At 62.0% G+C, this 14663-nt stretch carries 10 protein-coding genes; all 10 read right to left on the bottom strand.

Features of this window, described 5'->3' with window-relative positions; all coding sequences use genetic code 11:
• Positions 1–49: 49 nt before the first annotated feature.
• Positions 50–541, bottom strand: a complete 492-nt coding sequence (locus J2Z75_RS06520; RefSeq protein WP_209849501.1) for a MarR family winged helix-turn-helix transcriptional regulator — start codon at positions 539–541, stop codon at positions 50–52.
• Positions 542–609: 68 nt separating this feature from the next.
• Positions 610–1206 (bottom strand): cysteine hydrolase, encoded by a 597-nt coding sequence (locus tag J2Z75_RS06515; protein ID WP_209849498.1) that lies wholly within the window; start codon positions 1204–1206, stop codon positions 610–612.
• 4 nt (positions 1207–1210) lie between these two features.
• A complete protein-coding gene (locus tag J2Z75_RS06510) occupies positions 1211–2260 on the bottom strand; it encodes an ABC transporter ATP-binding protein (RefSeq protein ID WP_209849495.1) in 1050 nt (349 codons plus the stop codon).
• Positions 2247–3026 (bottom strand): ABC transporter permease, encoded by a 780-nt coding sequence (locus tag J2Z75_RS06505; protein WP_037123389.1) that lies wholly within the window; start codon positions 3024–3026, stop codon positions 2247–2249. Before J2Z75_RS06505 ends, J2Z75_RS06510 begins: the two co-directional genes overlap by 14 nt.
• 12 nt (positions 3027–3038) lie before the next feature.
• The gene (locus tag J2Z75_RS06500) at positions 3039–3953 is read right to left on the bottom strand and encodes an ABC transporter permease (protein WP_209849492.1); all 915 of its coding nucleotides are present in this window, start codon (positions 3951–3953) and stop codon (positions 3039–3041) included.
• Positions 3943–5019: an ABC transporter substrate-binding protein gene (locus tag J2Z75_RS06495; protein ID WP_209849488.1), complete on the bottom strand. Its 1077-nt coding sequence runs from the start codon at positions 5017–5019 to the stop codon at positions 3943–3945. The genes J2Z75_RS06500 and J2Z75_RS06495 overlap by 11 nt, the downstream gene beginning before the upstream one ends.
• A 435-nt stretch (positions 5020–5454) precedes the next feature.
• On the bottom strand, positions 5455–7692 hold the full coding sequence (locus J2Z75_RS06490) for an MGH1-like glycoside hydrolase domain-containing protein (RefSeq protein WP_209849485.1): 2238 nt from the start codon (positions 7690–7692) through the stop codon (positions 5455–5457).
• Positions 7686–10409 carry a carbohydrate-binding protein gene (locus J2Z75_RS06485; RefSeq protein WP_209849482.1) on the bottom strand — a complete coding sequence of 908 codons (2724 nt, stop codon included), beginning with the start codon at positions 10407–10409 and terminating at the stop codon, positions 7686–7688. The genes J2Z75_RS06490 and J2Z75_RS06485 overlap by 7 nt, the downstream gene beginning before the upstream one ends.
• A gap of 1 nt (position 10410) precedes the next feature.
• The gene (locus J2Z75_RS06480) at positions 10411–13953 is read right to left on the bottom strand and encodes a molybdopterin cofactor-binding domain-containing protein (RefSeq protein WP_209849479.1); all 3543 of its coding nucleotides are present in this window, start codon (positions 13951–13953) and stop codon (positions 10411–10413) included.
• Positions 13950–14495 (bottom strand): (2Fe-2S)-binding protein, encoded by a 546-nt coding sequence (locus tag J2Z75_RS06475; RefSeq protein ID WP_209849477.1) that lies wholly within the window; start codon positions 14493–14495, stop codon positions 13950–13952. Before J2Z75_RS06475 ends, J2Z75_RS06480 begins: the two co-directional genes overlap by 4 nt.
• Between the last annotated feature and the right edge of the window lie 168 nt (positions 14496–14663).

The following is a 14663-nucleotide window of genomic DNA, read 5'->3' as shown; positions in this document are numbered from 1 at the left end:
GTCGCCTCACTGGTCTTGCAATGTAACAGTTGCCGGCCACGGCCGGCGTTCAGCAGATTTTCTGGAGAAGCTCGATCAGCATCATGCGTTCGGCAGGAGAAAGGGGGCCAAGCGTCCTTTGCGAGACGTCCAGTGCCTGCGCAAGATTCCGCGCGATCGTATCCTCGCCCTCCCGTGTCAAAGTCAGAACCAGTCGGCGCGCATCGACGGCGTCAGGCGCCGTGTTGACGAGGCCGCGCTTGACGAGGCGGTCAACAACACCCTTTATGGTTGCCATATCCATCGCCGTCTCACGGCCGAGATTGCCCTGCGAACACGGCTGCAGATCCTTGAGCTTGACCAATGCGGCCCACTGCGTCGTCGTCAGCTTTTCGGCGATCATATCGGCGAAGATCGCCACATGCCGCTGGTTTGCCTGCCGCAGAAAAAAACCGATTTGTTCCCCCAGCACATAGGCACTGCCGTTGGCGGAAATCGCAGACGTTTCTTCCGCGGGAGAATCGACGCTGCGGGCCGGCTGCTGTTCAAAAGGGCCGTTCATGATTTCTCTCGTTTCCCGGTGCGGCTTTCGCCGGCAACGTTTGGATGCTGCGTCGCTCGGAACATCCATCAGGACGCCCAGGCATCCAGAATGGCCTGCGTTGTCGCGATTTCCAACTGTTCCGCGAAACGCGGCAAAAGATGCTCAAGAACCAGTGTATGAGCCGTTTTGTCGCCGCTTGCCACCGCATCGGCCGCAACGATCACACGAAATCCGAGATCAATCGCATCAAGCACACTGGCGTGCACACAGACATCGGTTTCGACGCCGCTAAACACCAGCGTGTCGATGCCCGCCCCCTCCAGCCTTCCGGCAAAACCGGAAACGCCGAAAACGGAAAACGTCTCCTTCTCCACCTGGGAATCCGTCCCGGCGAGCGCGGCCAAAGGCTCGACCAGATCGAGCATTCCCGGAGCAAGAGCCTCGCCCGTAACCATGGACCAGCGGCGATAATAACTTTTCCACCGGCCCTTGGCGTCTTCGGCGCGCTGCGGCACGATGAACTTCACGAAGAGCGTGTCCGCCTGCCGCTCGCGGCTCAGCCGGACGACGTTCGGGAGGATCGTCTGGATCGCCGGCGTGTGCCAGGCGGTCTCCTCGGCAAACAGGCGCTGCATGTCGATGACCAGATGCAGTGTGCTCTTCGGGATCGGCTCGATCAGCATCGGTTCAGTCCGCAACGGCAACGGTGTGGTCGGCAGACCAACCGAGCACGACCGTCTCGCCCTGTTTGAGGAGATTACCGTCGCGGTTCTGGGCAAAGAGCTTGACCTGCATCCCGTCAGCCGTCTCCAGAATGTAGGATAGCGCCTGGCCCGCATAGATCACCGTTGTGATGCGCGCCGTCAGTCGGTTGCCGGGAGACGTGTCCTTGACGACGAACATCTTTTCAGGACGCACCGCCAGCGTCGCCTGCGCGCCATCGGCCGGCAAGGCACCCGTTACATGAACCACGGTGCCATCGGCGAGACGGACGGCACCGCTTTCGACTTTACCTTGGAGAAAGTTCGAATCCCCGAGGAACTCGGCAGCAAACCGTGTCAGCGGCTTTTCATAGACCGTTTCCGGGTCGCCGATCTGGACGATGCGACCCTTGTCCAGGATCGCGACCTTGTCGGACAGTGTCAGTGCCTCTTCCTGGTCATGCGTGACGAAGATGGTTGTCAGGCCGGTTTCACGCTGGATGCGAAGCAATTCCACCTGCATTTCCTGGCGAAGACGACGGTCGAGCGCCGATAGTGGTTCATCGAGTAGCAGGACGCTTGGCTTGATGACCATGGCGCGGGCCAACGCAACGCGCTGCTGCTGGCCGCCGGAGAGCTGTTTCGGCATGCGATCGGCAAACCCGGGGAGGCGGACCATTTCCAGCGCCGCATCGACCTGCTTGCGCGCTTCGGCGCCATGAATACCGCGGCGGCCAAGGCCGAAGGCGACGTTCTGTGCAATCGTCATATGCGGGAACAGCGCGTAGGACTGGAACATCATGCCGATGTTGCGGCCCCAGACCGGAACATGCGTGACGTCCCTGCCGCCGATGCTGACTTTACCCTCGTCCGGCCGGATGAAGCCGGCGATGATGCGCAGCAATGTCGTCTTGCCCGATCCGGACGGTCCGAGAAGGCTGGTAAAAGACCCCTCCGGAAAGTCCGTGGAGATATCGGTCAGAACCGGCGTCGTGCCGTAGGTCTTGGCGACCGCGTTTACATTAACGTTTGTCACTGACATCTCCGGGTTTGGCGAAGCGCGCAAAGATCAGGATCGCAGCCATCGAGCCGAGCAGAAGCAGCGTCGATATGGCGTTGATTTCGGGCGTGAAGCCCTTGCGGATCGCGGAGTAGATCTGCACCGGCAGCGTCGAGTAGCCGGGCGTGGCAAGAAAATACGAAATCACGAACTGGTCGAGGGAAACGGCGAAAGCAAAGAGCGCCGCACCCAGAATGCTCGGAAACAGAAGCGGAAGCGTCACCGCGAAGAAGGCGTGAATCGGCGTGGAACCAAGGCTCATCGCCGCCTCTTCGAGATCCGCCCGGATCGTGTTGAAACCCGTGCCGACCACCAGCACGACATAGGGGATCGCCAACGCGACGTGACCGATAAGCAGCGCGTGCATCCCGCGCCCGATGCCGGACCAGTAGAAAAACACCAGCATGGCGGTGCCTGTGATCAGCCAAGGGATGGCGATCGGCGGCAGAAGCAACAACTGCAACAGGCTCTTTCCGCGGAACGTGCGCCGGGATAGCGCAATAGAAGCCATCGTACCGAGACAGGTCGCGATCACAGCGGTAATCACCGCTATGATGATGCTGTTCATACCGGCTTTCAGGAGCTGCTGATTGTCCATCAGGGCAACGTACCAGCGAGTGGAAAAGCTGAAGGGCAGTTCATAGAGCTGGGATTCGTTGAAGCCCATCGCCATCATCACCAGGATCGGCGTGTAGAGAAAAAAGAGGATCGCCAGAAGGTAGATACGGCCAAGCTGTCTCATCTTCGCACTCCCCTATGCCGTCGTGCCGCGGCGCAGGACGCCGGAGAAGGTTGCAAAAATCGCGAGAACGACGGCGAGCAGCGTGAACGACAGGGCAGCCCCGAGCGGCCAGTTAAACGCCTGGGTGAACTGGTCCTCGATCACCGTGCCCATGGTCACACCTACCTTGCCGCCAAGGATGCGTGGCTCCATGAAGGATCCGATGACCGGCACGAAGGTGAGCACCGCTCCGGAAATCAGGCCGGGTGCCGCAAGCGGCAGGAGAATGCGCAGAAGGATCGTCCACCAGCGCGCGCCGAGGCTCGCCGCCGCCTCGATGATTGCATCATCGATCGTCGATAGGGCGATATAGCAGGTGAGGATCATATAAGGGAGGTAGCCGTGGACAAGGCCGAGAACGATCGCATAACGGGTATAGAGGAAGGATACGGATCCTATATCCGGTAGCAGCATATGCACCACGCCGTCGAGGAAGCCGTTTTCCCGAAGGACCATTGTCCAGGAGAAGACACGGACAAGCCCGTTCGTCCAGAATGGCAGGAGGAGGAGCACCAGCAATGTCTCGCGCATTCGCCCGACCGTCGCTCGTGCCAGCGCGACCGCGGCGAGAAATCCGAAAACGGCGCAGAGCAGCGTCGTCCAGAAGCCGATGACCAGCGAGGTCCAGGCGATGTTGATCAGATAGGGCTGGTCGATGAAGGCGCGGTAGTGCTTCAGCGTGAAGACGATGGGCGTCTTGCCCATCGGCGTCGCCGACATGAAGCTGAAAACGAACATCGTCAGGAGCGGCAACAGAACCGCCAGCGTCAGCCAGCCGTAGGTCGGCAGCAGAAGCGCTGTCGTGGCGACCCAGGCCGGGATCGGGCGGCGCTGGCGCGGATCCGAAGATCCGCGCGCCGCATCGTTGAGGATGGTATCACTCCGCATAGAAGGCTTTCACTTCCTGCCAGAGGTTGTTGAAGGCCTCGCGGCGATCATCCGGCAGCGCCGACATGATGCTCATGTTGGCGATGTATTCCGGCTTGTGGATCTGACGGCTGAGGTCGTCGGCCGGCAGGCTTTCCATGGCAGCGGTGTTGGCGGACGCCGGAGCGCCGGCCTTGGTTGCCCATTCGACATAGAATTTCGGATCGATCATCCAGTTCGCGAAAGCATGCGCACCTTCGGCATTCGGGGCGCCGACCGGGATGCCGAGACCATCGACCCAGCCGATGCCGCCTTCCTTTGGAACGACGAAATCGACCGGCAGCTTGCTGACGCGCCGCGAACGCACCGCGCCGCCGGACCAATACATCGCCACGTCGAATTCCTTGGCCGCGAAGGACTTGTTCCACTGGTCCTCGGTCGACCAGAGCAGCTTGACGTTCGGCTTGAAGCCCTTGAGGGTTTCCTTGACGAGGTCGAGATCCTTCGGATTGTTCATATCCTGGCCGGTCAGAAGGGCTGCGGCGGCGATAGCGCCGACGGCATCATCCTGAAGGCCGACGCGACCCTTGTAGGCCGGATCGCCGAACACGGCATAGCTGTCCGCCTTCGGCAGGCCTTCGCGCATGGCAATAGCGGTGAGGCCCCAGACCCACGGAACCGCATAACCGACACCGTCCTTGTTGAAGTTCTCGTTGGAGCGCAGGTTTGCCGCGACCGAGGCGATATTTGGCACCTTGGCATAGTCGATCGGCGAGATCAGGTCTTCCGCCATGGCCTGGGCGCAGCGCGCCGCATTGAGGACGACGAGGTCATAGGTGCCCGGATTGGTGCGCAGCTTGGTCAGCATTTCGGCTTCCGAGCTGTAGTAATCGTGCACGACCTCGATGCCGGTCGCTTCCTGGAAGGCCTTGATCGACCAGGCTTCATCCGTGCCGTAGCCCTGCCAGTTGAGGACGGTGATCGTGCCGGCCGAAAAGGCCATTTTCGGCAGCATGGAAACGGCGGCACCGGCGACAAACGTTGCCGACATCAGCTTGAGTGCGTTGCGTCTTGTGATTTCAGTCATGATGTTACCCTCTTTGAATCGGTTGATCTCAGATAAATCCGCGGCGCAGCGACTGCATCTACACTCCGCGCGGAGCATTCAAAGGCATCGAACATTCACATACAAAGAAGGAAATTAGTTTGTATGCAAATTAAAAACCGGAAAAGACGCAACCTGAAACAACATCCAAAAGAGAATACCACAAGTCAGCCGACTGCGTTCTGCCGGAAATCGAATTCCGCAACAGCCAAGGCAAAAACCATCCAGACTTCCGCCTAAACGTGACTTGAAAGCATAATCGAAGCGACAATCCGTAGGATTGTTATCGTCCGATTTTTATCCTCAATCTGAAGTCATTCCTTTGTTCTGACCCTCTGGTTTCAGTTTTCTTTTTGTTATTTTTGTTTGTGTACAAATTAATAAGTCAAGGCTTGATTTATGTCAAGCAACTCACGCTCAAACCGTGCCTGCAACGGCACGAAAATAGATGTCGAGGCGCCGGGGGGCCTTCGAGCCGGAAAGTTCGATTTCAAGCGCGTCGCCGGGACTTAAGCTTTGGCTCTCGCCATCGATTTGCAGCGCCACCACCGTGTCGACGGAAATACCCGGAAAGGCCAGCGAACCTGGCACGTGGAGCGGTCCGATCACGCAGGAAAAAGAAGCCCCCGCAATTGCAATCCTGGACAGCGTCGTTCGCAGCGTCGAAGTCATGAATGGTCGGCCGTGCCGTCGAAGGGTCATGACGCCGGCGGAGATAGAGACGTCGATTTGTCCCGCCGGCGACAGCATCGGGCCGAGCGTGACGTCGCCGCCGGAATTCGACACTGTCCATCCGGACCACGGGTTGAAATCGACCACCTCGCCGACGGCCATCAGCGGCAGCAGGGCCGCCCAGATGTAGAACGGGTCGGTGTCGCCCTGGTCCATGGCTTCGCCTGTTGTGGCGTTGTAGTTTTCTGCGGCGATCCTTTGGCTTTGCCAGGATTGCATGAACAGCGCGTGGCTCTGATCGGCCAAGGTCTTCGCCTCGGCAAGGAACCCGTAACGCCGCAGTCCGAGCCAGACCATGTAGTTGACATTCGGCCAGATGCGGCCACGCCAATAGACATTATCGGCAAAGGCCGGATCGTCGCGCGTCGCATTGGGCAGCGGATAGGGGCCGGCAAAAGTCTTTTCGTCTTTCAGGTGTTCGAGCAGATGGTGCGCCTGCTCTTGCGTCGCCGCGCCGCACAGCAAAGGATAAAAACTCGTCGGCGAGAGCGAACGTACGAAGCCGCCCTTGCGCTGGCGATTGGCGAAGATCTTGCGCTCGTCGTCCCAAAGCTGTTCGGAAATCAGCGTGCGACTGCGCGCCGCCGCCTCGTCAAATTCGCGCGCATCGTCGTGATGCCCGAGCACGCTCGCCATGTTCGACAGCATTTCCGCATCCAGCGCCAATGCACAATTGATGCCGAGATCGAAGGTCGACAGCGTCCGCGTTTCCGGCTGATAGATCGCCTCGTCATGGGTTGCGGAATTGTCCATGCCGGTCTCGTTGCGGGCGCCGAACGCCGTGCCCTTGTACAGGCCTTCGCCGACATCGGACGTGCCGCAGGAAACGAGGCCAGTCGCGTCCGGATCGCGGTGGGTTCGCCACCAGCGCTGGTTTCGGGCAAGTGCCGTGTAGCTTGCCTCCAAAATCGATCGCTCGCCGGTGCGCTGATAGAGCAGCCATGCCACCAGAGCGCCATGTGGCGCCTGCGTCCGGTCGACCCAGGCGTCGTTCGAGGTGACGATGCAGGCAATGTTGCCCTGCGGCGTCGCGCCGGCCAGCGCCACGGCCATGTTTTCGCGGGCTAGATCGGCGTCGAACACCCCGGCGAGAAGGGCGGCAAAGGTCTGGTCGTTGTACCAGACGGCAAACTTTCCGAGGTTCCAGATGCGGGTGACGGCGGTATAGGGCCGCGCGTTGGTTTCGTCCCAGACCGTGTTCCAGGCGACGACATCGCGGATGGCGTCCAGCGCTCCGGCATAATCTCCCGCATGCATAGCCGGCGCGCACGCCTTAACACCCGCATTCAGGCAAGCGCGCGCCTCGGTGACCGCCAGTTCCGCGCTGTCGGCAACGGCGGCGGCATAGGCGCCCTGCCGCATCATTTCGAGATTGAAGCGGAGCGCCAGCACCGGTGCCTCGCTGCTGCGGCTTGCCAGATGGAAATAGCCGTTCGCTTCGAAATCGGCCCGCAGATCATCGATCGTCGTATGACCCGTCACCTGCACCGGCGCCTCGCCCGTGGCCACAGCAACGAAGCGCGTTCCGACCTTGACGACGGCAACGCCTTGCTTTTCATCGAACCGAACCGTTTCGCCGCCCTCGGCGGAAATCGCAATCGTCACCCAGAAACGCAGGCCCCATTCACCGGGCTGCGTACCATTCCAGCTGCCGCGAAAGGCAAAAGGCGTTGTCTTCGCCGCCGACAGGGCGATCGTCGTGCCGGAATGCTCCGTCTCCAGCTCGACCACCGAACCGTCGATCCCGTGGCGGCCGAGCCGGACGTTGTCCCTGCGCGGCTCGATCAACGAGACGGTGCGGCTGCGGGTGGAATAGAGCACCGGCGTGATGCGCACGCCGAGCGGCAGGAAGACCATCTCGGCCGGTCGGGTGGACCAGCTGTTCCAGGCGCGATCAAGGGGAATGGTCGTGTGCTTCAGCATGATGTCGTTCCGGTCTGGTCTGCTTCAAGGGCAATCAGGCGTGGGGCGGCAAGCAACCCGCTCGCGTCGAGAGTCTCGCCCTGGTAGGGCGTTCCCGCATAATAGCGGTTTGCGGCCGTATTGGAGACGGCGATTTCAAGATCGTAGCTTCCGGCCGCAAGATGGCCCAACTCAAACCGGTATGGGCTCCAGCCGCGACGGCCGATCTCGATGCCGTCGAGAGACACGGCGGCGGCCGTTTCCACCCGCGGGAGTTCCAGCACCCAGCGACCGGCAGTCTCGATGCTGATCCTGTTGCGATAGATGCCGGTGCCGGAGAAATCGGGGAAACCCTGACCTTCCCAGCCGCTTGCAACCGAGATCGGCGCGGTCGCCTCGCTGGCTCCAGCCTGGAACGTCCATCGCTTTGCGAGCACCGCGACCGGGCCGCGTGGCGACGCAAACTCCGAAATCGTCAGACCACGCCCGCCTGCCCCGTCAATCGGAAGCAGCCGCATGCACCACACCATTTGTGGCTCGATCAAAATGTTGAGGGATGAAAGCCCGGCCTCATTCGTGATCCCGCCCGTTGCCGGATGCCAGAATTCGCAGTCGAAGCCTGTCGAAAGATGCAGATCGCATGACGCTGGCTCGGGGCCGTCGTTGAACAGAACGACACGCCAGCTTCCGTCCGGCTCACGGCCGATCCATTGCCACGGCTTTTCACCCGTTAACGTCGAAAGCAGCGGACCCCGTTTCGGCAGGGTTTCGAGCAAGGCCACAATCGACACGACATCCGGCCGATCGGCAAGATGAACACTCGCCCAATTGCCGAGTACCGGCATAGGCCCGTCACACAGCACCGACGGCATGGCCCCCGAGCACCAGACCGCGCCGCCGGACGCCCGCAGGCCGACCAGTTTGTCCAGTGTCGCGCTTGACTGCATCACCGTGGCGGACGGCAGGACGACAGCATCGAACGTCAGCCCGGAACACGTCGATAGCCGTCCATCCCGGATGTCCGCCAACCCAATGTCATCCTCACTGATCAACATGAAATCGCAGCCGAGTGCCAACAGATGTTCGCACCATGCGCCAGTATGGTCCGCATGCGCATGGCGCGGACCTTCCGCCCAGGCGGTGTGCAGGGGATAAAGAATGGCCACCGGCGCATGCGGCGTCGCCGGCTCGATGAAGGCGGAAATCCGCGCCGTTTCCTCGGCGAAGAGATGGTGATACGGCCACCACGGCTCGAAATTGATGCCCGGTCCGAAATCAAACCGCGGATTGAGGAAGGGCGTCGTGTTGGTATGGCTGCCATCCGTCTGGTAGACACCGTGCCAGAGGAATTGCCGTGCGCCGAGGCAATACAGCCTGATCGCCTGTGCTCGCATCGTCTGAAGCGTCAACTCCCATTGGCCGGCGGCACGCACGGGAGCGCGCAGCGCGCTGGCATAGGTTTCGACGACGCAACGGCTGCGTCCATTCGAACGGGCGACGGAGTCGCCCAGCTTCGGCGCCAGTTGTGCTGTGAAATTATTGGCGTCGACGGCGCTCTCGTGGCGGAACCGGTCGATGCCGAAGAAGTCCGTGGCCGGCGCCACACGCGGATCGATGGAGGTAAAGCCGCCGTTCAGCGACCAGGAACCGACATGCGGCAGGATTTCATGTCCGGTGAGCACGAGGCCCCTTTCATCCGCCCATGCCCGCAGCGTCCCGAAGAAGGCCTCGTTCATCAGGGTCGAATAGGTCTCGTAGAATTTCGCCCGAAGGCGCAGCGTCGTTTCGCCTTCCCCGTAAAGCAGAGAGATGAGCGCGCGCGGAAACGACGCCTCCGTTGCATTCTCGACGCGGTTGCGGAGTTCGTCGACAAAAAGCAGGCTGTTGCCGAGATTGCCGCTGATCTGGTCCCAGCGATAGAAGCCCGCAGCCGGCTGGTCGTAGAAGACGAAACCCAGCGGATCGTGAACCAGCCCCCCCAGCGCCGCAACGATGGGTTCGATCCCGACTGCGATGAACCGCTGTGCCGCAGCGGGCATCAGGTAATTGATCAGCCGCGAACTGGCCGACCGGGCGCTGACGAAGACCGTGAGCTTCCGTCCCGCCGGCACCTCACCATCAAAGGCGTAGCTGCAGGAAACCGCATCGCAGCCGGTCAATGCGACACGATCGGTGACATCCTCGACAATCCTGGACGTGTCGACATCGTCGGCGTCGTGCAGCAAGGCGGCCTCGATGGCCCATCCGCCCCAGAGGACCGCGCCATTCTCATATTGCCAGCCCATGATGTCCGGCCCCATAGACTGGACGAAAGGCGGCTGAATGCCGCTGATCGCGCCTCGCCTTTCCTCTGTCGTCGCCCAGAACAGGTGCCGTTCGCGCAGGTCGTCGCGCCCTTCGACCGTTCGACCACCGGCGTGGCCGCTGATCCAGTTGTAGTCGTCGTAGATGCCGGTCTTGAGGCCCAGTTCGCCGGCTATGCCGATAGCCGTGCGATAGGCAACGATAAAGGCTTCCGACATGTAGAGATGGCGTGGAAAGGCGATGCGCGCCTGGATCAGTATCGTGCCGAAACCCTGCGCCTTGAAATCGGCGAGCTGCCGCCTGCAGGTTTCCGCGTCCGGTATCGCGTGCCAGAACCAGTAGGCGGAGGGGCGGAAAGCAGCGGTCGGATTGAAGAAAAGCGCCCTGCTTTCGTCGGTTGTCGTTGCAAAGACGTGTGCAGGGCGGTTGTCCATCTCAGTGCACCACCGAGCCGACGCGCCGCATGGCGTCGCCGATCCCGTCCCAGGAGGCCTTGCCCGGAGCGAACCGCGCCCGCAGATAGGCGGCCAGGTCCGCAATCTGCTGTTCGTCCAGCGTATCGCGGAAACTCGGCATCGACATGATCTCCGGCGTCTCCCGCCCCGTGGTCTGCGCCAGAATGGCCGGTGCCTCGACGCCGTTGAGGATGGCCTGAAGCAGGTTATCCGGGCTGTCGCTGTGCAGGTTGCTGTTGAGGGCCAGCGACGACAGCGCATTCGTGCCCGTATGGCAGGAAGCGCAGGCGCCCTCGAAGATCCGCGCACCTTTCGGCGCAAGACGGGCGGCATCGGCTTGTGCCGAAACGCTTGCAGCGACCACCGTCTGCGCTGTCGTGACCTCATCCGCGGCTCCGGCGGGTGCGCTCCCCTTGGCCAGATAGGTCGCCATGGCGCGGATGTCTGCATCCGGCAAGGGCGCCAGCGCCGAAACGACATCTGCCATCGGACCGGCCGCGCTGCCGTGATCGCGTGCATGACCGCTGCGAAGGTAGTTGTAGAAAGCCTCTTTCGTCCACGAGACGGGACTTTTCGCATGAGCGTTCAGCGCGGGCGCTTCCCAGCCATCGGCGAATCCGCCCGATAGAAACGCCTTGCCGCCCTTTTCAGCCCCCAGCACATTGCGCTCCGTGTGACAGGCAGAACAGTGGCCGAGCGTTTCTACCAGGTAGGCCCCCCGGTTCCATTCGGCATCCTCTGCCCGATTGTATTGGAAAGGTGCGGCTTTCAGGAACATGGCGTTCCAGCCGGCCATCAGCGCCCGGATGCCGAAGGGGAATTTCAGCTTCGTTTCGGTCGGCTTTTCCGCCACCGGCGTCTGGGTCATCATGTAGGCGTAGAGCGCCTGCAGGTCGGCATCCTCGGCACCGGCAAAGGAGGTGTAGGGGTGAGCCGGATAAAGATGGTGGCCGTCACGGCTGATCCCCTGTCGCATGGCGCGCTCGAAGGCAGGATAGGACCAGCCGCCGATGCCGTTTTCCACGTCAGGTGTGATGTTTGTCGCATAGACAGCGCCGAACGGCGTGTCGAAGCGGCGCCCGCCGGCAAAGGCGAGACCATCAGTGCCGACATGGCAGACATTGCAGGCGCCGGCCGCAGCCACCAGCCGGCCGCGCTCGATCGTCACGCTACTGTAGACATTGGCATCGGGCCGTTCGATCGGGCTGATCGCCGTCCGCCATGGAGATCCCATCGTGAGAAGGCCGGCGACGGCGGCAAGACCACCCGCAATCGGCAGGCCGAATTTCCACCATACGGTGCGTTTCCGCTGCGCGGGCGTTTCCGCCTGCCCGCCACCATTCAGCCCTGCCAGCACGCGCTCCGGCGTCAGCGGCAGCTCGCGGAAACGGATACCCGTCGCGTCGAAAACGGCATTGGCGATCGCCGCGGCGCTCGGAACCGAGGCGGATTCACCGACACCCAGCGGCGGCTCGTCCGGACGCGGGATCATCAGGACATCGATGTCGGGCACCTCCGGGAAGGTGATCAGCGAATAGCCGCCCCATTCCTTCGACGTGACCGCTGTCGTGGAGAAATCGACCTTTTCCTTCAACACGCGGCTGGTGGACTGGATGATGTTGCCGTGGATCTGGTGCCGAACGCCATCGGGATTGATCATCAGGCCGGAATCCTGCGCGCAGATCACCTTGGTGACGGCGATCTCCCCGGTCTTGCGATTGACCGCGACGTCGGTGACCCAGGCCGCCCAGGCTGCCGCCGTGCCGGGAAACTTGCCATGCACGTAGACAGCATAGGCAAAACCGCGGCCGTAAAGCAGATCGCCCTCCCCGCCCAGCGTGCCCGGCTTGGTGTGGGGCACCCAGCCTGCGCGCTCGGCCACCGCATGTACGAGATCGATGGCACGCGGGTCCTGCAGGTAGCGCAGCCGGTATTCGATCGGATCGACGCCGGCTGCCGTCGCCAGTTCGTCGACGAAGGATTCATGGGCAAACGTGTTCGGCATGGCCGAGACGCCGCGGAACCAGGAGGCCCGGGCGATCGGCGGCATGTCGTGAACGGTGACACGCAGATTGCCATAGGCATAGGGCGGGATCGCCGTGCGGTCGCCCATCTGCAGCGTATCTGGCGCAGCCGGTATCTTGCCGGTCAGGATAAGGGGAAGCGTCGGCGCGAGATTGGAGGGATAGCGCGTTTCGAAATCATAGGCCGACGGGCCTCCGTCGATATCGAGGCCGCCGCGCACGTCAATCACCTGAGCCGCCCCTTTCGGCTCCCAGGCATGCTCCTGTTCGCGGGTGAGCTGCACCCGGACGGGCGCATTGACTGCCCGCGACAGGAGCGCCGCATCCGCCGTCACGTCGTCGGCGCAGTTGCGCCCGTAGCATCCGGCCGCCTCGAGCCGTTCAACCGTGATGCGGTCTTCCGGCAGATCGAGCAGGATCGACAGGTCGCGGCGCATCGGGAAAGGGTTTTGCGTACCGGACCACACCGTCAGCCCCTCTTCGCGGAAATCCGCGACGGCGCAGGACGGTCCGATCGAGGCATGCATCTGGTAAGGCCAGACATAGGTCCGGTCCATCGCGGTCGTCGCACCGGCCAGGGCCAGATCAACATTGCCACGGTCGGCCAGTTTGCGCGGTGTTGAAGGGTTTGCACGAAGCGCTTCTTCCGGCGCGTTGAGATCCGGCCGTTCCGGCGCGGCGCGCCAAAGAACCTTCAGCTGTTTCGCGGCCAGAGCGGCATTTTCCTCGCGTGTGGCGACGACACCGACGAAGTCGCCGATCGCGACGACCGCAACCAGACCGGCAACATTGGCAACGGAGCTTTCGTCGATCGAGATCAGGCTCGCCCCGACATGCTCCCCGTGATCGAAACCGGCATAGGGCGGGCGCACGACGCGGCCATGCAGCATGCCAGGCACACGCACATCGTGCACATAGGTCCAGCGCCCGGTCGCCTTCTGCGGGATATCGACGCGCGGGCGCGACGCGCCGACGATGCGGTAATCAGACACCGGCTTCAGCGGTGCTTCCGGGTCAATGGTCAGGCGTACATGATCGCCGGCGACGAGCTCGGCGAAGGTCATGCTCCAGTTTTCAAGCGTTGCCGTCCTGATGATCCCGTCTTCGACAATGAGGCTTTCGACCGGCAACTCATGCAGCCGCGCGGCCTTCGCCAGGAGAAAGTGTCTCGCCGTCGCCGCGGCCAGCCGCAGCGGCGTGGCCGTCACCTGGATCGTCTCGCTTGCAATCGTCGCACCCTGGTTCGGGGTGACGGATGTGGCTCCGAGCACCATCTGAACCTGCTCGAAGGGAGCTGACAATTCCTCGGCGACAATCTGCGCAAGCGACGTGCGAATGCCGGTGCCGAGATCGACATGCCCGTTAAAAGCTGTGATGAGCCCATCCGCGCCGATCGTCAGATAGAGCTCGCCCTCGCCGCTTGCTCCGGCCGACAGAACGGCAAGCAACTCTTCCCTGGAAAGATGGTCGTCCTTCGATGTTTCGCGCTCCACCGTCATTGCGGCCGCTCCAATGTCTCGGTCGCACCACCGCTCATTCGCGCAACCTTCCGTGCGGCTTCATTTCGCAAGTCGGCCTGTGACAACTCGACTGCGCCGCGGACGGCGGCAAGAATCTCGATATGCGTTCCGCAACGGCATAGATTATGGCGAAGCGCCTCGCGGATGTCCGCCTCGGACGGCGACGGGTTTTGCTGGAGCAAGGCGACAGTCGCGATGATCATGCCGTTCAGGCAATAGCCGCATTGCGCGGCTGCGGCGTCTATGAAGGCTTGCTGGACGGGGTGAAGATTGTCCCCGTCACCAAGGCCCTCCAGCGTGGTCACGCAGCGCGACCCGACCGCCGAAAGCGGAATGGTGCAGGCGCGTACGGCCCGGCCATCGACCAGGATGGAACAGGCGCCGCACTCGCCGAGACCGCACCCGAATTTCGGGCCGTTCAGCGCAAGATCGTTTCTGAGAATATAGAGTAGCGGCGTCTTCGGATCGGCCTCGACGGCCCATTGGGAGCCATTGACATCGAGCTGGAAGGCCTTGCTCATACGGCACATCCTCAGCGACGCAACCGCAGCAAAGACAACACTGCGGAAACCGCTTCCGCACCCATCCTCATCCTGCCCGCCCGGTCAGTGCCCATATCGCTTCCCGCTTCTCCGTACGCTCAATAAAAAGTGTATACGCTTTAAAGTAAGATCGTTCAAGCAAAAATA

Source organism: Rhizobium herbae (genome assembly GCF_017873135.1).
Classification (GTDB): Bacteria; Pseudomonadota; Alphaproteobacteria; order Rhizobiales; family Rhizobiaceae; genus Pararhizobium; species Pararhizobium herbae.
The sequence above is the reverse complement of the archived record's forward strand: the minus strand, read 5'-3'. Positions and strand labels throughout refer to the sequence as shown.